The 16,495-nt window shown below is 59.8% G+C and carries 18 protein-coding genes; 3 read left to right on the top strand and 15 right to left on the bottom strand.

The features are described from left to right. Positions 1 to 42: 42 nt before the first annotated feature. The 9 genes from fdh3B to B5526_RS39295 all read right to left on the bottom strand — a co-directional run bounded on the left by fdh3B (position 43) and on the right by B5526_RS39295 (position 10,114). Positions 43 to 645 (bottom strand): formate dehydrogenase FDH3 subunit beta, encoded by a 603-nt coding sequence (gene fdh3B, locus B5526_RS33585; RefSeq protein ID WP_079543967.1) that lies wholly within the window; start codon positions 643 to 645, stop codon positions 43 to 45. 13 nt (positions 646 to 658) lie between these two features. After that, positions 659 to 3,625, bottom strand: a complete 2,967-nt coding sequence (locus tag B5526_RS33580; protein ID WP_079545796.1) for a formate dehydrogenase subunit alpha — start codon at positions 3,623 to 3,625, stop codon at positions 659 to 661. A 532-nt stretch (positions 3,626 to 4,157) separates the two neighbouring features. Then, positions 4,158 to 4,475 (bottom strand): BA14K family protein, encoded by a 318-nt coding sequence (locus B5526_RS39300; RefSeq protein ID WP_244562127.1) that lies wholly within the window; start codon positions 4,473 to 4,475, stop codon positions 4,158 to 4,160. Between the two features lie 211 nt (positions 4,476 to 4,686). Continuing rightward, positions 4,687 to 6,174 (bottom strand): sensor histidine kinase, encoded by a 1,488-nt coding sequence (locus B5526_RS33565; RefSeq protein WP_349642752.1) that lies wholly within the window; start codon positions 6,172 to 6,174, stop codon positions 4,687 to 4,689. Then, the gene (locus tag B5526_RS33560; RefSeq protein ID WP_079545789.1) at positions 6,134 to 6,811 is read right to left on the bottom strand and encodes a response regulator transcription factor; all 678 of its coding nucleotides are present in this window, start codon (positions 6,809 to 6,811) and stop codon (positions 6,134 to 6,136) included. Before B5526_RS33560 ends, B5526_RS33565 begins: the two co-directional genes overlap by 41 nt. Before the next feature lie 480 nt (positions 6,812 to 7,291). Next, positions 7,292 to 7,843, bottom strand: a complete 552-nt coding sequence (locus B5526_RS33550) for a DUF305 domain-containing protein (protein ID WP_244562126.1) — start codon at positions 7,841 to 7,843, stop codon at positions 7,292 to 7,294. A 167-nt stretch (positions 7,844 to 8,010) separates the two neighbouring features. Next, complete coding sequence (locus B5526_RS33545) at positions 8,011 to 8,340, bottom strand: hypothetical protein (protein ID WP_079543964.1); 330 nt, start codon at positions 8,338 to 8,340, stop codon at positions 8,011 to 8,013. 12 nt (positions 8,341 to 8,352) lie between these two features. Next, positions 8,353 to 9,588 (bottom strand): molybdopterin-dependent oxidoreductase, encoded by a 1,236-nt coding sequence (locus B5526_RS33540; protein ID WP_079543963.1) that lies wholly within the window; start codon positions 9,586 to 9,588, stop codon positions 8,353 to 8,355. A gap of 154 nt (positions 9,589 to 9,742) precedes the next feature. Then, the gene (locus B5526_RS39295) at positions 9,743 to 10,114 is read right to left on the bottom strand and encodes a hypothetical protein (protein ID WP_244562125.1); all 372 of its coding nucleotides are present in this window, start codon (positions 10,112 to 10,114) and stop codon (positions 9,743 to 9,745) included. 15 nt (positions 10,115 to 10,129) lie between these two features. On the opposite strand from B5526_RS39295, the gene B5526_RS39290 reads away from it, so the two are divergent. After that, positions 10,130 to 10,351 carry a cytochrome c gene (locus B5526_RS39290; RefSeq protein ID WP_244562124.1) on the top strand — a complete coding sequence of 74 codons (222 nt, stop codon included), beginning with the start codon at positions 10,130 to 10,132 and terminating at the stop codon, positions 10,349 to 10,351. 449 nt (positions 10,352 to 10,800) lie between these two features. Here B5526_RS39290 and B5526_RS39535 read toward each other — a convergent pair whose 3' ends face one another. The 3 genes from B5526_RS39535 to B5526_RS33515 form a co-directional block, all read right to left on the bottom strand. After that, a complete protein-coding gene (locus B5526_RS39535; protein ID WP_283807582.1) occupies positions 10,801 to 10,923 on the bottom strand; it encodes a hypothetical protein in 123 nt (40 codons plus the stop codon). Positions 10,924 to 11,257: 334 nt separating this feature from the next. Next, positions 11,258 to 11,515: a hypothetical protein gene (locus tag B5526_RS33520; protein ID WP_079543960.1), complete on the bottom strand. Its 258-nt coding sequence runs from the start codon at positions 11,513 to 11,515 to the stop codon at positions 11,258 to 11,260. Between the two features lie 85 nt (positions 11,516 to 11,600). Further along, positions 11,601 to 11,831 (bottom strand): hypothetical protein, encoded by a 231-nt coding sequence (locus B5526_RS33515; protein ID WP_079543959.1) that lies wholly within the window; start codon positions 11,829 to 11,831, stop codon positions 11,601 to 11,603. A 573-nt stretch (positions 11,832 to 12,404) separates the two neighbouring features. Between B5526_RS33515 and B5526_RS33510 the strand changes: the two genes are divergently transcribed. Then, complete coding sequence (locus B5526_RS33510; protein WP_079543958.1) at positions 12,405 to 13,301, top strand: DUF2927 domain-containing protein; 897 nt, start codon at positions 12,405 to 12,407, stop codon at positions 13,299 to 13,301. Between the two features lie 30 nt (positions 13,302 to 13,331). Here B5526_RS33510 and B5526_RS33505 read toward each other — a convergent pair whose 3' ends face one another. Together B5526_RS33505 and B5526_RS33500 are read right to left on the bottom strand one after the other, a co-directional pair. Continuing rightward, a complete protein-coding gene (locus B5526_RS33505) occupies positions 13,332 to 13,559 on the bottom strand; it encodes a hypothetical protein (RefSeq protein WP_079543957.1) in 228 nt (75 codons plus the stop codon). A gap of 326 nt (positions 13,560 to 13,885) precedes the next feature. Beyond that, on the bottom strand, positions 13,886 to 14,152 hold the full coding sequence (locus B5526_RS33500; RefSeq protein WP_154071585.1) for a hypothetical protein: 267 nt from the start codon (positions 14,150 to 14,152) through the stop codon (positions 13,886 to 13,888). Between the two features lie 324 nt (positions 14,153 to 14,476). On the opposite strand from B5526_RS33500, the gene B5526_RS33490 reads away from it, so the two are divergent. Continuing rightward, positions 14,477 to 14,809, top strand: a complete 333-nt coding sequence (locus B5526_RS33490) for a hypothetical protein (RefSeq protein WP_079543955.1) — start codon at positions 14,477 to 14,479, stop codon at positions 14,807 to 14,809. Positions 14,810 to 14,866: 57 nt separating this feature from the next. Here B5526_RS33490 and B5526_RS33485 read toward each other — a convergent pair whose 3' ends face one another. Then, positions 14,867 to 16,459 carry an efflux transporter outer membrane subunit gene (locus tag B5526_RS33485; protein ID WP_154071584.1) on the bottom strand — a complete coding sequence of 531 codons (1,593 nt, stop codon included), beginning with the start codon at positions 16,457 to 16,459 and terminating at the stop codon, positions 14,867 to 14,869. Between the last annotated feature and the right edge of the window lie 36 nt (positions 16,460 to 16,495).

The following is a 16,495-nucleotide window of genomic DNA, read 5'->3' as shown; positions in this document are numbered from 1 at the left end:
GATCATCCTCCTCCTGGGGTTGCGACCATCAGGTCTGCCTGCTCAGACTTCGACGTCCTCGCGATACGCCGTCATCCAGCCCCACGCACCGGAGCCATAGCCGCGCTTGAGGACTCGTTCCTTGTAGATCTGGGCGATGATATCGCCGTCACCCGCGAGCAGCGATTTGGTGGAACACATCTCCGCACATAGCGGCAACTTACCTTGGCCAAAACGGTCCGAGCCGTATTTCTCGAACTCCTCGGCGCTACCGGGAGCCTCCGGCCCGCCGCCGCCGGCGCAATAGGTGCACTTGTCCATCTTGCCGCGCGAACCGAAATTGCCGACCTTGGGGTACTGCGGCGCGCCGAACGGGCATGCATAGAAGCAATAGCCGCAGCCGATGCACAGATCCTTGGAATGCAGCACGATACCGTCTTCAGTCGGGTAAATGCAGGTGACCGGGCAGACCGCCGCACAGGGGGGATCGGTGCAATGCATGCAGGCCATCGATACCGAGCGCTCGCCGGGCTTGCCGTCATTGATGGTGACGACACGCCGGCGGTTGATGCCCCAGGGCACCTCGTTCTCGTTCTTGCAAGCGGTGACGCAGGCGTTGCAGTCGATGCAGCGGTCCGCGTCGCAAAGGAATTTCATACGGGCCATTGGTTCCGCTCTCTCACGCTGCCCTGATCTGACATAGGGTCGCCTTCGGTTCCTGCATGCCGGTGGCGGGATCGTAGCCGTAGGTGGTGAGCGTGTTCACGCTCTCGCCGAGCACGATCGGATCGGAGCCCTTGGGATATTTGGCGCGCAAATCTGTGCCCTCAAACCAGCCGGCGAAATGATAGGGCATCCAGGCGAGGCCCTTGCCAACCCTCTCGGTCACAAACGCCTTCATGCGCGTCCTTGAACTATTCTCCGGTCCGGTCACCCAGACCCATCCGCCGTCCCTGATGCCGCGCTCGCCTGCATCCGCCGGATTGATTTCGACATACATGTGCTGTTTCAACTCCGCGAGCCACTTGTTGGAGCGCGTCTCTTCGCCGCCACCTTCGTATTCGACGAGTCTGCCGGAACTCAGAATTAGCGGGAACTGTTTGGCGATGCCCCTGTCGACGGCGGCCTTTTGCACACTAAAGCCGATATTGGGTACGCGGAACTGCTTGGCGTCCGGCAATGTCGGATAATCGGCGACGAGGTCAGGGCGCGGCGTGTAGATCGGCTCACGGTGGACGGGGATCGGGTCGGGAAGATTCCAGGCGATCATGCGTGCCTTGGCGTTGCCATAGGGCGAACAACCGTGCTCGATCGCCACCCGCTGGATTCCGCCGGAAAGGTCGAGCGACCAGGATACTGCGTCGGGATTGGCCGGATTGACGCGCTGGATCGTCTCCATTTCCTGCGGCGTCAGGTCCGTGTCCCAGCCGAGCTTCTTGAGCACGCCGAGGGTGAACTCGGGATATCCGTCCTTGATTTCGGACCCGACCGAATAGGAGCCCTCGGCGAGAAGATTAACGTGCTCTTCTTTCTCGACCTCCTGTCCGTTTTCAATCACCTTGCGCTTGGCGACGCGTTCGACGCCAAACCGCGCACGGAACGTGCCGCCGCCCTCCTTCACCGGCAGGCTGGTGTTGTAAAGGATCGGGGTACCCGGATGTTTGAACTCCGGTGTTCCCCAGCATGGCCACGGTAGGCCGTAATACTCGCCGCCAACTTCCGGGTCATCCTTCGGCGCCCGCAAAGTGACCAGGTCGAACTTGGCCTGGTTCTTCATGTGGGCCTTGAGCCGTTCCGGCGATTGCCCGCAATAACCGGTGGACCAGCCGCCGCGATTGATCTCGCGCAGGATATCCTCCGCCGATACCGCGCCATTCTCGACCTTGATGTTCTTGAACATGCGGTCGGCGAAGCCGAATTTGCGGGCAAGCATATACATCGTGTCGTAGTCGTTTTTCGATTCGAAAACCGGGTCCACGATCTTCTCGCCCCATTGCAGCGAGCGGTTCGACGCGGTGCGCGAGCCATCCATCTCGAAGCTGGTGCAGGCCGGCAAAAGATAGATGCCGTCCTTGCGTTCCGAGAGCACCGACCAGGCGGTCGGATAGGGATCGCAGACCACCAACAGCTCGAGCTTCTCGATGCCGCGCTTGGCTTCCGGCATCCTCGTAATGGTGTTGACGCCATGTCCCATGATGAACATCGCCTGCACATTATCAGGCTGGCTGACCTGGTCCTTCGGCAGCAACGTCGCGTCGAACCAGCGCGTAGACGGAATGCCCGGCGTTTCCATCAGGGTCTTGCTCGGGAAGCGTGACTTCATCCACTCGTAATCGACTTCCCACACCCTGCACCAATGCCGCCAGGCGTCTTCGGCGAGACCGTAATAGAGCGGCAGCGTCGTTACATCGAGGCCGAGATCGGTAGCGCCCTGCACATTGGTGTGGCCGCGAAAAATGTTGGCGCCGGCGCCGGCGTATCCGACATTCCCGGTGACGAGAGTCAGGATGCAACTGGCACGGACATTCGCGGTGCCGGTCGTGAACTGGGTTTGTCCCATCGCCCAGATCAGCGTCGCCGGCTTTTGCTTGGCGAAGGTTTCGGCGACGTGCTTGACCTGCGCTTCGGGCAGGCCCGTGACGCGCTCGACCTCGTGCGGCGTCCATTTTGCCGCCTGTTTGCGGATGTCGTCGATGCCGTAGACACGCTGGCGGATGAATTCCTTGTCCTCCCAGCCATTTTGGAAAATGTGCCAGAGCATCCCGTAGATCGTGGCGATATGGGTGCCCGGACGCACGCGAACATATTCGGTTGCGTGCGCGGCGGTCCGTGTCATTCGCGGATCGACCACGATCATGTTGGCGCGGTTGAGTTCCTTGCCTTCGAGAATATGCTGCAGCGAAACCGGATGCGCTTCTGCCGGATTGCCGCCCATCACCATAATGGTCTTGGCATTGCGGATATCGTTGTAGCTGTTGGTCATCGCGCCATAGCCCCAGGTATTGGCGACGCCTGTGACCGTGGTGGAATGGCAGATCCGCGCCTGATGGTCGGAATTATTGGTGCCCCAGAAGGCCGCAAGCTTGCGGTTGAGGTAGGCGGCTTCATTGGTAAATTTGGCCGAGCCCAGCCAGTACACCGAATCCGGCCCCGACTTCTGACGAATTTCCAGTAGCTTATCGCCGATCTCGTTGATAGCCGTTTCCCACGAAAGGCGGGTCCATTGGCCGTTCACGAGCTTCACCGGGTAACGCAAGCGGCGCGTGCTCAGCACGTCGTCGCGAACCGCCGCACCCTTGCAGCAATGCGATCCACGGTTGATCGGGCTGTCGTAATCAGGCTCCTGGCCGATCCACACGCCGTTGGCGACTTTGGCGATCACCGAGCAACCGACCGAGCAATGCGTGCAGACATTCTTGCGGGTGGTAACTGTTGCGCCCGGCGGAGGTGGCGGACCGGCCTCCGCTTTACGCACGCCGCCTAGCGGCAGGTTGCCGAGCGCCGCCAGCGCGCCGGCGGTAACGCCGGAGCGCTTCAAGAAAGTACGGCGATCCAGATGACCGTTTGACTCACTTGCTAGCTCACTTGCGTCTACGCCGGCGAGGCGTCCGCGATCTCGATGACGGTCCGATTTTTTGATCAGCACCACCGTTCCCCCTTATCGAGCTGGATAAGAGTTGACACGGTAGAAGTCTTGAACCTCTGCGGAATCGGCGTGGTAGCGGGCCTTGCGCTTGTCATTGAGATCGACGGGTTTGGCTGCCGCCGGCTCCGGCACCACCGTGCTTACGGCCGTCGCTCCAGCCCCGGCGATCGCAAGGCGAAGTAGGTCGCGCCGACGTACGCTGGTCAAGGGCCGTCCCTTCACATAAGGACCTTTCCCGAACTGTCGAATTTGAAAGCTGACAGGAAGTTCAAGCTTCAGACAGCGTTCAACATCACACATAACGCGCGGGCGGGACCAATAAAAAAAAATTTATGGTCCGCACGCTTCCGCCTACGGCAGTCGTCGCCATTCCGGCGCCGACCGTTCTGCGTGCGCAAACACGCATAACGCCCATAATGCCGTGACCGAGCTTTTGTTCCAGGTTTTTGGAAGGGGATTGCGGATTTTTTCGAGTTACCGTCCGCGCGCGAGAACGGCCCGCTTGGCCGCCCTCTCCCGCTCGTAAGGCGCCTCACTGACACGGATGGCGGTAACCATCATGGCCAAGGTAGGTACCCGAGGCCGGATCAAAGGAGCGGTAACGCCGGGCACACGAGGAGCTGTTCCCGCTGCCGTCCATGGAGGCAAAGGCGTCGCGATTGCCCGATCGTACCGAGGCCATGGCATCTGCGGCCGCAGCCGGCGTGGGCCGGCCGCCATTTAGGACATCAGCATCGGGATGGTAGAATGCGAACGCGCCCGGCTCCTGGATCGCCGCCTGCGCGAATACCGGCGCTACGGTTATCGCTGACACAATGGCCACCACACTGAGGAATTTTATTCTGGTCATAGCTTGAGTTCTCGATCGGTTGATCCGTTGCGAGATTCGCAATCTCTCAAACCGGGGGAACGCGAATGCTCGCAACCTGCATTCTGAATGTTCAGCTGCATCGCCCTGAATCTAGGATGATCGCTTGCCAGCGCCATTAAACTGGCATTCAGGGAGCTAAATTGGATTTAGCCTGAGAACACACGTCGGCTTCGGAGAAAAATGCCTGCGATCACGCGATTGAGTCGTCTTGCCGATCGGGACAGATGATCTCGACACAGCCAGCCGGGCCCGGATGTATCGCCAACCGGAAACCGTGCAATTTTACGATCGCGACCACCAGGTTGAGGCCAAGACCGACGCCCGGCGTGTTTCGAATCTTGTCCGAGCGGTAAAACCGCCGCAGCACGGCCTCGCGGTCTTGTTCGCTGATGCCACAGCCGGTATCGGTCACGCGCACGATGGTTTCGTTCTTCCCCCGCAGCAGTTCAATGTCCACCTTGCCACCTTCGGGGGTAAATTTGATGGCGTTGTCGACCAGGTTGGCAACCGCCTCGATCAGCAGATCCCGATCGCCGCGCAGATTGAGCCGCTGTGTAGCCTGGACCTGGAGGACGATGTTCTTGTTTTCGGCAATCGGTTCATAGATGTCGCCCACCTCCCGCAGCAGTTCATGCACCGGGACGCTGCCGAAGCCCGAGGAACGCCGGCTGTTTTCGATCTCCGCAAGGCGCAGCAGTGCGGTGATGATCGTCAGCGCCTGGTCGATGCCCGCGATCGCCTTGTCGGCTACGGTCTGAAGCTGCTCGAGGGTGGTTGCGTTGGTGCGCCCGCGCTCGAGAGCGAGCCGCGCCCGCGTCAGCGGCGTTCGCAGGTCGTGGGCGATGTCGTTGCCGACGCCGGCGAGCGCGTGGATCATCGTCTCCATCTCGTCGAGCATGCCGTTGACGATGACGGCGAGCCTGTCGAACGGTTCGTCGACGTCACGATGCGGCAGCCGCTCGCGCAGATCGCCGGCGATGATGCGACGGACCCGCTGGTTGACCTCTTCCACCCGTCTCTGCGCGCGTACGCTCAGCCAGGCGCCCGCCAGCAGGCAAAGAAGGAAGGCCGGCAACAGACCGAGCGCGAGCGCCTGACCAACAACGTGCGATATTTCCATAGTTTCATCGACGTTGCGCCCAAGCACCAGCACATCGCCGTTTCGCATCCGCCGCGCGATCGCGCGGACAACCTGACTTTCCCTGGTGCCTCGATCCGTCCGGATGATGTCGGTGCTCTGCGCCGGCGCGTCGATCAGCAGGTTGGGCGGCAGGCTATCAATATTGCCGATAATCCGATGACCGTCGGCGGCAAATATCGCCGCGAGCTGTACCCCTCGAGGATCCTGTCTCAACTTCTCGTCGATTGCTTCGAGCCTGCGCTGGGGCGACAGGCCGGATATGCCGTCCAGCTCCACGGTGATCACGCGGTCGGATCGTGCGATCAGGTAGTCATCGATCTTCCAGTAAATGAATCCGAACAGCACCATGATGAAAACGGCGAATACGCCGGCCACCATCAAGGCCCAGTGGAACGTGCTCGAGCGTATGAACTGCGGTTGACGCATCGGAGTATCGCCGCCCGGTATACCTGCTCGACGCCAGCCGATGCGCACCGCCGCCGGAGTCATCTGAAAATCACGATCCCGAACGAAGGATGAACCCGGCACCGCGGACATTATGAATCATCTGGACCTCATCGGGCCCGTCCACTTTATGGCGTAGACGGCCCATGTGCACGTCTACAAGATTGGTCGCAGGAACGAATTTATAATTCCAGACCTCCTCGAGCAGCATTGCCCGCGTCAGCAACTGATCGCTGCGCTGCATCATATATTCAAGCAGTCGAAACTCGCGTGGCAACAAATCGATGACCCGATCGCCGCGCTTGGCGGTACGCTCGATCAGATCGAGCTCAAGCGGCCCGACCCGCAGCGTCGTCTCGCGCGATTCGACCGGCCGGCGCAGCAGCGCCTCTACCCTGGCAACCAGTTCCACGATGGCGAAGGGCTTGGTCAGATAGTCGTCGCCTCCCATCCGCAATCCGCGTACGCGGTCGTCTACCGCGCCAAGCGCGCTTAGCACCAGCACCGGGGTGCGCACCTGATCCTTGCGCAGCGCCTCGATGACCGTGAGGCCATCCATTCCTGGCAACAGGCGATCGACAATCATGGCATCCGGCCGGGTCGCACGGGCCTTGTCGAGGCCTTCGATGCCGTCGGCCGACCAATCCACCTCAAAACCGCGATCGGCCAATTCGGCCGTGATTTCCTCGGCTGTTTCGCTATCGTCCTCAATGAGAAGCACTTTTGCCATCAATTTATTCTCGATTGCGGCCAAAGCATTCGCTGCGATCGCGCCTCGTCCCTCTGAAACCGTTCGCTTGCTTGAGACCAATGCCATAATGCTGACCGCCTGCAAATGATGAATTTCATCCTTCGTGGAGTCGGACAGCGCCGCCCGCCCTACTCGGGGGCAATAAGGCGTGGCGACGCCGTCCACTCTACGGCCATCTGAACACCGCCTCCGGGGGCAAAGCGCGGTGGGCCGCTCCTGAAAAACATAGGCTCGAAAAATTGGCCGCACCACTAAATAGGGTTTTAAGATCGGCAGGATCGGCAACCGGGACGGTGCTGGAGAATTGTTCCGCCGAATAGGCCCAGGCCAGGGTTGGCCCACCGGAAAACACGGACCGGACGTCGCCGCGCCCGCGACGGATGCGCCACGCCACCACCACGGTCGGCATGGCGCCAAAAGGCAGCATGCGACAGCGCGGTTCATGATCAGCCGTCGATCTTAATCACGCGGCTTGGCATCATGAGACATCCCCATGGTCTCACGGGACGTCATCTCATGCGGCATCGGCTCTTTTGACATCCGGGGCGCACTGGAAGCGGCTGGCTGCGCCGGCGAAGTTGACGGCAGCGGCCGTTCGTCGTCGACGGCCAGCCGCATCACCGTGATCTCCTGCTGCTGGTTGGCGATGATTTCCTTCGCCAGACGGCGGAGCAGCTCGTTCTGACCGTATTTGAGTTCGGCCTTCGCCATGTCGATCGTGCCTTGATGATGCGGGATCATCATCGCCACGAAGTCTCGATCGATATCGCCGGTCGGCTTGACCATCATGTCGGTCATCATCTGGCTCATCGCGGACTCGTTTTCCGACAGGAACGACGCTTCGCTGGAATTGTCTGTCCGGTCCGCGACGTACTGGATCGGCGTCGCCGCGCGAATTCGATGCGCCGAAGTTGGTCCCTGGGCCATGCCAAGCGACACTACCGCGACCGACGCAGTTGTTGCGAAGGAGATCGCACGTTTGCGGATGAAGGAGCGCGAGAACAAAATCATCTTACCTCCGAGCAGACTCAATCATTGCGCGCCTGGCGCTTCCCTCTCGAACATGAAGGCCCAACTCCATGCCCTCAACTAAATACGGATTTAGAATCTTGAATCGCTTTCAAATCGGCGCCGCATCACGCGCAATGCGCGCGATGACGGAGCCGACGAGCGGACCGCTATTTCGCGCCTTTGGTATTAGCCAGATACTCGACGATCGCCCCAACATCCTCGGGCGCCACGGGAGCCTTGTAGTTGTTGATCATCTTGTTGACTTCCGCGGTCCAGGCCTGCTTCGACAAAGCCGGCTGGGTCAACACCATTCCGGCGGAGTGACAGGCAAGGCAGTTGTTGTTGATGGCGTCCGATCCCGGACCTTCGAACATCTTGTCGCTATCGGGCAGATCGATCTTCACCGACTTCAGTTCGAACGGTGTAGCGGCGCGCGCGGCGAGAGGCGTGGACGCGACACCGAGCAAAATGAGGCATGACAGGAGGTTGCGAGACATCGTGATACTCCGTCAAACCGCTGACGCGTTCACGGACTCCACGACGTTGCGCATGAAGCCGGCGGGGTTCCAGTTTGGTGTGTCCGGCTGCGCCACGCCATTGCTGTTGGTGCAGCGGACCATGAGGGCATATTCACCGGGTGCAGGCAGCGTTAATTGCGTTTGCCACTGCCGAAAGCTGTATTTGCCCTCGTCTTTTCCGAGTTTGGTCGAACGCCAGCTCTGGCCGCGATCGATCGAGTAGTCGACGCTTTCCACGCCACAGTCGCCACCGAACGCGATGCCGCGCAATGTCGTCGGGACCGTCGCTTTCAACTTCTGGCCTGAGGGAATGTTGGTGACAAAGGATCTCGGCACCATCCGATTGATTGGAATCATTTTCACGTCTGTTTCGCCAGGCTTGATGCTGGCGTGGGGCGTGTCGGGAATGGTGTAGGCCACTTTGGTCCAGTAATTCGTATCGGGCTGATCCAGCACCTCAATGTCGGACAGCATCTTCACCCAATAGGTCGCGTACCAGCCGGGTACCACCAGCCGCAGCGGAAACCCGTTCACCAACGGCAATTGCTCCCCGTTCATGGCATAGGCGATCATCACTTCGCCATCGCGCGCGTGGTCGATATCCAGCGATTTCATGAAATGCGGCGCATCCGCCACCACCGGCTCGTCCAGGCCCTTGAACCGCACCTGCACCGCACCCGGCTTCACGCCGGCTTTGTCCAGCACGTCCTTGAGCCGCACCCCGGTCCACTGCGCATTGCCCATGGCGCCGTTCGCCCATTGACCACCGGTCACCCGTGGCTGGAAGAGGCCGCGCGAGTTGCCAGAACACTGGTTCACCGCGGAGAGTTGGACGCTCGGCAAGCCATGCAGGATGTCGTTCAACGATAGCGTCAATGTCTGATTTACGTGGCCGCGCACGGTCAGGCTGAATTTTCCAACATCGATATCGGTTGGAATGACGGCCCAATGCCAGCGCACATAGAATTGATCGGCGGGCGTGAATACGCCCTTGTCGAAAACCTCGAACGGCGTCTCCAACAGCGGAGGACGGGTCCGCTGCAGGATCATTGGGCCCTTCTGAGGAAAGGCGGTCGTGATCGCCCGCTCATCCGGACCATCGGGAAGCGGAAGGTTGATCGTCGTTTCTGCCCAGGACGGTCTTGCGAGCGCCAACGCTCCAACACCGGCAGCGCCCAATAATTGCCGTCGAGTGACCGCGTAGCGAAGAGCGACGTGTTCAGTCATTTACCCCTCCGGAAGATCAATGCCGTTCATCGACAAAGGATGCGAGCAACATCACGTTTCTTCACGGTTTGCTCAATTAAATACGAGTTTAGGATCGACCTGCCCGCTCCGCCTCATCGCGTCTCAGTTCCAAGTGAACTTCTTAAACCGCAATTTAATGGCTCCGCACTTCGCCGACCGTTAGCATTTCGACTCGAAAAATCAATATTTCGATGATCCGTGAAACTGCGCCTGCACCGTGAAAATACTTGACCGCCTTCACCGGCTCGCCGCCGCCGTTCTCGCGATTTCTGCGGCTGCAGCTGTTGTCGTGGCATTGCCTACCCCGCACGGCGACGTGCGAGCGCAGGAATTGCCCAAGTCTCAAACCGCTCAATATCTGCCCAGCATCAGTGACATGATGATCGCGACGATCCAGCCGCGACATCGAAGGCTTTGGCGGGCCGCGCAGCAAAAGAATTGGGCCTTCGCCGCCTACGAGCTTGGGAATCTGAAAGGCGCCTTCAAGCGTCTCGGTCAGGCCCATCCGTCAGAGCACGATATGTCCGTTCCGGCCATGATCACCTCCGTTACGGACCAACCGTTCACGGAACTCGCGAGCGCGATCCAGTCGAAAGACGATGCTGGATTCGACAAGGCCTATGCCGATCTTACGGACGGTTGCAACTCGTGTCACCAGGCGCTGAACCATGGTGTTGTCGTGATCCGCATCCCGCGCGAGGCATCCACCTCAGATCAGGATTTCACGCAGGCCTCGCCCTGAGATCCCAAGAGTCTCGCCCTGAGATCATCCCAAGAGTAAAGAATTCTATGCGTGGAGATTAAGATGTTGAACTCTGTGCTTCGCCGCCTCGGCTTCGTGGGCTTGGTAATCGGTCTCACAGCCCCCACTTGGTCGACTTGCCAGGCCGCCGGTTCCTTTCAGACCAAGCCGGCCTTTCCTGACATGGTGAGGTCCGAAGATTCAGATGCGCCAGCTGCCAGCACGTGGCCCAATCTATCTCCCAGCTACCTCGTTGGCGGCTGCGGCAAGGGTCGCGTCAGCGAGCCGCAAATCCACACTTGCCGTGGCCCGGCCGATATCAGGTAAGGGGGCTTGCCCTCAATTGGCGGCGGTGCGTTAGGAAGCGAACCCAAATTCAACTTCGGTGGCAAACGACGAAAGTCGCACCCATCTCGCACTGCGTTGAACCGACGTGAGGAAATGTTACTTTAAACGGTCGAATGCTTCTCCATCTCCAAAGAGGAGCCAACGTCATTGGCTTGTGATATCGGATGGAGAAATTGAATGACTAAGCCGAAAATTCTGGCGACTGCGTTGATCGCCGCAGCCATGCTCGCAACTCCCGCTATGGCTCGCGAGACCCACGTAGCGCGGCACCTCGTTGACCGTACCAATGCGACGACTATGCCTGACGAGGGCTATGTTGACGGGCGGGCCTGTATTCCGGCTCCGCGCGTGGGCGCATTTGCCGGCCAGCCCTGGGATAACGGCCCGCCGCCCTGCCTACCGCAGGCCTATTGATCCGTCGGCGTCGCGAACCGGTCTTGCTTTTCAGTGCTGCCAAATAGCGAACCCGGATCGATCTTCGCGCCTGAAGCGGTCGGGCTGGAAACCTAAATCTCATCAGCCCGACTCCAGGCGCATCAACAACAGACGGCAACCTCTTCAGCCTTGCCCGTCCCCGAGGCCGTATTCCTGATAGACGGTCGCGGGATCAAGGTCCGGAAATAATCTGCACTTGGCCTGGGCCAAATGCAGGTTGACGGTTCCATGTTGGCAACTGGCGGCCAAAAGCTTCCTGACGTCGTCCATATGCGCGCGCGGCTGGTGTTGCGGTGGAAGCTGCTCCAGCGCCACCAGCGCCGTTGCCAGCGCCTCCGTGACAACCCATTCGTCGTGGCCGGTGATCCCTTTTCTTGGCATGGAGAGCGTCCTCCCGTGAAGACCATCCTAATCGCCAATGCGGGAAGCGTCACTCGGAGAGTGGCGCGGACGAATACGAAGCCCGCTATCCCGGCAGAGGCCCCAACAGCAGCGGCCGGAAGATGAACCGTCCATAGGCCTCATAATGGGGCTGCGTCGAGATCGCGAATTTCAAGGGCACAGCGCAGCTTGCCTCGAACGTCAGCGGCGGCGTCGGGGTCCATGAGGCGACAACGCCGACCGAATTCAATTCCACCACCGCGGGAAATGTCGAATAAACCGCGCCCCCGTCGCCGGCCGCGTCCTGCTCCGGCAAAGGTCGCGATCCCGTGTGAACCACTTGATTGAATGGACCCGACTTCACTTGCGGGCCCCCGCCTCGTCAGCCAGCGCCCTCCGGGGGAATCGCCGTTGCGTGCGTGCGCCTCTTCTTGGCCGCACAGCCCGACGAATTGCCGCAGCAAAACGCGCGAGGGAACGATGGCGTGGCGGCTTGGAGTTTTGGGGGATTGTGTGCTGCCGTCCGTGCGAACACCGCGAAGGCCCGATTGCGGTCCTTGCATCGCGGAACTGAGCTTTATCGTTTCCGAGAGCGGATCACCGCTCGCATCGTTCGTTCGCGAGTTCGTTCGTTCGTAAAAAATAATCCGCGCATAGTTGTTCGATACCAAAAAAATAATTTTTTCATATCGCATTTTGCGGCGCGCGAGCGGCTCTCCCCTTATGAGTTCTCTATAACAAGCCATTCGCGCTCATCGCGAACTCCTATGCCGTTGTGACTATGTTGCTAGCAACCGACGGTACGAATTTTGCTTGGTGTAGACGTGCAAGCAGCGCCGACGCGACGACGCCACGCGTTAGGGAAATACTCACGCGTTAGGGAAAGACGATGAGTTTTTGCAGGCTGACACAGACGTTGATCGTGCTGACCGCGCTTATCGGGCTGGGCAACAGTGCCGCGAATGCTGAAAATCCCGACATCACGAGCCGGCGCGCTTCCGAGCGAAAAGATTTTACCAATGACGAGATACGCGACGGCTTTTTCAAGATCGCATTCAACGCCGAATTGCAGATCGGCGCGCCGGCGGAACGCGTTCGCAAGTTCGATGAGCCGGTGCGGATCTTCGTGGTCAGCAAGGGCCTGCCCGACCGTCGTTCCGAAATCGCCGCGATCGTTGACGACATCCGCGCACGCGTGAATCATCTCGATGTCGCCGTCACCAACGACCGCGAGGCCGCTAATTTCACGGTTACGCTGGTCGCGGAGCACGATCTAAGGCGGACCATTCGTGCCCGTTATGGGAGCGGCAAAGCGAGCCGAATCCAGAAGTCGCTCAGTCCCGAATGTCTGTCCGGCATCGGCAAGGACAAGCTTTATCGCATCCGCCGCGCCGAGGTGATCCTGCCGGTCGATGCCGGAGAATTCGTATTTTATGATTGTGCCTATGAGGAGCTGCTGCAAGCGCTCGGAGCCATCAATGACGACCGCTCGGTGCCCTGGACGATGTTCAATGACGAGGTCCAGATGGGTTTCTTCGATGTCTACGACCAGTATCTTCTCAACATTCTCTATGACCCGCGCGTGCGCGCGGGCATGACCAAGGACGACGTCAACGCGATCCTGCCCGAAGTCCTGGCCACCGTGCGGGCATGGGTGAACGACGCTGATTTGGCGCGCCACGCCGACGCGCATCACGCGCCTGGAGCTGGTGCACCGCCGGCTATGACCGCCGACTTGCCTTCATCAATGAGCGCAAAGAACGCCCTTGAAAACCTGCCAAACTAGTAGGCTTGCCAAACCGGAAGCTTCGGCAAACTAGCGGTATTTGGCCCCGTGCGTCCTCGCCGACGACGACGAATATTCCGTGATCGGGAAGTCGTTGCGTTGCACCTGTCGCTTGCTCTGCGTCTGATAGGTCGCGACCTGGCTGGAGTGGCCGTATTTCGAAGCCGCGCTGGCTGAGCCGCCAGCCTGGGCGGGCGTCAACAGCCCGGCCGAAACGATCGCGACTGTTCCGGCGACGGTCGCCAGAGATTTATACATTGCAGCCTCCATTCGATTCGAGACAACTCAAACGAACAGGCTTTGATGCTTTCCTATCGACGACTCTGCTCGCCGTCTTGTTGTCCCTCTGGATGAGGATGATCCCAAGTTTCCGGAAGCGCAAGAATCAATCGTGTACTGCGCGAAAGATCAGCAAGACGATTGACCGGCGAAAAAACAGCCAACTTCAATCATTTGCGAGGGACGTCGTGTGTTGGCAATGCACACATCTCGCGCGCCACGCGATTGCCGCATCGCACTCTCGAACGAGCGCAGCTACAGCCTCATGGCTTCGGCGCCCCTCGCCTGCACCGTGCAGGCAATCCCTAGTTTGATTTCTTCGTGGTCTTCGCAGGTTCGGCTGGCCGAGCGATACCCCAGGGGTCGAACTTCTTGTCGGGATCCGGTATCCGCTCGAGCGCGGCCTTGTAGGCCTTCTCATCGACCTTCGGGTGATTCTCGACGGGCGGACCGGAATATCCGCCGCTCCCCGGTCTTTTGCTGAAAGGATCGGCGTACGCCGGGAGCGTGAGCGATGAAATGATTGTCGCGGCGGCGACAAGAGTTCTGATCGCTTTCGTTCCGCCGATCATGCGCCCCTCCTCATCCCTGATGTTCTGCTGGCCAAAAGACGTGCGAAGCTTGTGCCATACATCACTCATCTGGCGACAATAAGCCCCTGCAAATCATCTGATTTTTTGTGAATTGAGGGCATGCCGAACAAGTCGGCCCGCAGCTCTCTACCGTGCCAGGAATGCAATTTTTGCATGCGCTGCAGCATTATACGGTAAGTATCGCTGACCTTTAATTTATATGACTCATATAAATGGACTGTGATCCATAGAAATAAAATAACCTCTTGCTGTTGCAGGGCTATAAGAGATAGGTTTTTGAGCATACTGATGCGGGAATGTGCTATGAGCACCGACCTGAATTTACAAGGTGATTTGCCAAAAAAATCGAATCCCAGAATTCCCTTCTGGACCGCCGGCGTAGCTGTTCGCGCGGTTTTTTTACTCATCATGACGGTAATCGCCGCGCGCGTCGCCAGCCCTCAGGTCGAAAGTCTTCGCTCTGTACTCGAGACACCAAGCGATCTCTTGCGCGTGGGGCTAGGTCTCACGGTGTGTCTGTGGCTCATCGCCAACATTTTTATTCTGCCGAAAGACATTGAGGCGTACCGCACCTGGCTGTATCTCGGTCCTGCGATCTTGCCCCTGTCATTGCTCTGCGCTTACGTCGCTTGGTGAATCTCACGCGCGACTGGATTTTTCCGATTTCGGATCTGACTTAGATCGCTTCCGGCGTCAGATATTGGGCGGAGGTGGTGGACCTTCCGCCATCGCGCATTCGCGCCAGACCGGCGTGGTGCAGGTCACCGGCCAGCCACCGCCGAGTGCCATGAATAGCGCGGCAGTGTCGGCGAGACGATTGGCTTCGGTTTGCACGCGGATCACGGCCGCGGTGAGATAAGTCTGCTGGGCGTTGAGGACGGCGAGCTGATTGACCTGACCTGCGTCCACCTGGCTTCGAACGACATCGAGACTTGCCTTCGCCGTCTCTTCCGCGTGGACAGCCGCCCTCATGGCGCGGGCGTCTGCCTGCAGGGCCCGCAAGGCGTCCGCGACGTTCTGGAATGCGGCGATGACGGTGGAGCGATATTGCGCTTCGGCCTGCTCGAGCGCGGCCTCGGCCGCCTTCTGCCTGTTATAGAGCGCAAAACCATCGAAGATCGGCGCGGTCGTGCTCGCGGCAAGCGTATAGAATCCGGTTCCGGGCAGGAAGCTCTCGGCAAGGTTGAAGGAGGCAGATCCGCCGTTGGCCGAGAGCACGAGATTTGGCAGCCGGGCGGCGATCGACACGCCAACCAGCGCGCTTGCCGAATGCATGTTGGCTTCCGCCGCCCTGACGTCGGGCCGCTGATCGACCAGCTTGCTCGGCAGGCTGATCGGCAGATTGGCCGGCAACGCGAAATGCGCGAGATCGAATTTCTGTGCGACCTCATCAGCCGCATACTGCCCGGCCAGCGCCGTCAACAGATCGCGCTGCTGCGCCAGCTGCTTTTCCAGCGGCGGCAGCAATTGTTCGGCCGCCGCGAGCGCTGCTTCCTGCGCAAGCACGTCCGCCTTGGCAACCGCACCCCTGCTGAACTGTTGCTTGAGAATATCCAGAAGATGCCGTTCGATCCCGATAATCCGCTGGGTCGCGGCGATCTGGCCGCGAAGCGAGGCCTCCTGAATGGCAGCCGTCACCACGTTGCTGGTCAGCGTCAGATAGGCGGCCTCGAGCTGGAACAATTGCAGCTCGGTCAGGGCATCCAGATTCTCAACCGAGCGGATGTTGGCGCCCCAGATATCCGGCACGAACGACACCGTCAGCTGATGGGTCACCAGCGAGAATTCGGTCTGCGGTCCCTCCGTTGGGATAGACGGCACCTGGCCGGGATTGGCAACCAGGATTTGCGAGGACGTCGAATTGCCGTTGACTTGCGGAAAGAACAATCCGCGCTGGGCCCGGGCGTTGTATTGCGCGATCTTGATCGCGGCCTCCGCGGCCTGCAGGTTAGGATTATGATCGACCGCCTGCTTGACGAGATCGTTGAGCAGCGGCGATTTGAACGCCGACCACCAGCGCGCCGAAACCTCGGCGCCAGAGACAAAATGCTGTCTGGCAACGCGAGGACCGCCGCGTCCGGGATCGGGCGAGGCAAGCTTTCCAGGCACATAACCGTCGACGTCAGGCGCGGCCGCGGGCTTGAAATTCGGTCCGACCGCACAGCCGGTGATGGCCAATGACAGGATCGTCACCATCGCAGCGCCGGCGACGGCGCGCCACTTCCCGCCGGAAGGCCGCCCGTCGGGCGCAGCAAGCCGCTGTCGAGGATCAGCTAAACACAACATGTGATCAAATCCCTCAAAACACCCGACATTGCGCCT

It is taken from the genome of Bradyrhizobium lablabi (assembly GCF_900141755.1).
GTDB classification, from domain to species: domain Bacteria; phylum Pseudomonadota; class Alphaproteobacteria; order Rhizobiales; family Xanthobacteraceae; genus Bradyrhizobium; species Bradyrhizobium lablabi_A.
The sequence above is the reverse complement of the archived record's forward strand: the minus strand, read 5'-3'. Positions and strand labels throughout refer to the sequence as shown.

Excerpts from the sequence above, each read along its gene's own strand:
- fdh3B (WP_079543967.1), bottom strand. The coding sequence starts at position 645 with ATGGCCCGTATGAAATTCCTTTGCGACGCGGACCGCTGCATCGACTGC.
- B5526_RS39300 (WP_244562127.1), bottom strand. The coding sequence starts at position 4,475 with ATGACCAGAATAAAATTCCTCAGTGTGGTGGCCATTGTGTCAGCGATA.
- B5526_RS33565 (WP_349642752.1), bottom strand. The coding sequence starts at position 6,174 with ATGTCCGCGGTGCCGGGTTCATCCTTCGTTCGGGATCGTGATTTTCAG.
- B5526_RS33560 (WP_079545789.1), bottom strand. The coding sequence starts at position 6,811 with ATGGCAAAAGTGCTTCTCATTGAGGACGATAGCGAAACAGCCGAGGAA.
- B5526_RS33550 (WP_244562126.1), bottom strand. The coding sequence starts at position 7,843 with ATGATTTTGTTCTCGCGCTCCTTCATCCGCAAACGTGCGATCTCCTTC.
- B5526_RS33545 (WP_079543964.1), bottom strand. The coding sequence starts at position 8,340 with ATGTCTCGCAACCTCCTGTCATGCCTCATTTTGCTCGGTGTCGCGTCC.
- B5526_RS33540 (WP_079543963.1), bottom strand. The coding sequence starts at position 9,588 with ATGACTGAACACGTCGCTCTTCGCTACGCGGTCACTCGACGGCAATTA.
- B5526_RS39295 (WP_244562125.1), bottom strand. The coding sequence starts at position 10,114 with ATGGGCCTGACCGAGACGCTTGAAGGCGCCTTTCAGATTCCCAAGCTC.
- B5526_RS39290 (WP_244562124.1), top strand. The coding sequence starts at position 10,130 with ATGTCCGTTCCGGCCATGATCACCTCCGTTACGGACCAACCGTTCACG.
- B5526_RS39535 (WP_283807582.1), bottom strand. The coding sequence starts at position 10,923 with ATGGCTGCGGCGATCAACGCAGTCGCCAGAATTTTCGGCTTAGTCATT.
- B5526_RS33520 (WP_079543960.1), bottom strand. The coding sequence starts at position 11,515 with ATGCCAAGAAAAGGGATCACCGGCCACGACGAATGGGTTGTCACGGAG.
- B5526_RS33510 (WP_079543958.1), top strand. The coding sequence starts at position 12,405 with ATGAGTTTTTGCAGGCTGACACAGACGTTGATCGTGCTGACCGCGCTT.
- B5526_RS33505 (WP_079543957.1), bottom strand. The coding sequence starts at position 13,559 with ATGTATAAATCTCTGGCGACCGTCGCCGGAACAGTCGCGATCGTTTCG.
- B5526_RS33500 (WP_154071585.1), bottom strand. The coding sequence starts at position 14,152 with ATGATCGGCGGAACGAAAGCGATCAGAACTCTTGTCGCCGCCGCGACA.
- B5526_RS33490 (WP_079543955.1), top strand. The coding sequence starts at position 14,477 with ATGAGCACCGACCTGAATTTACAAGGTGATTTGCCAAAAAAATCGAAT.
- B5526_RS33485 (WP_154071584.1), bottom strand. The coding sequence starts at position 16,459 with ATGTTGTGTTTAGCTGATCCTCGACAGCGGCTTGCTGCGCCCGACGGG.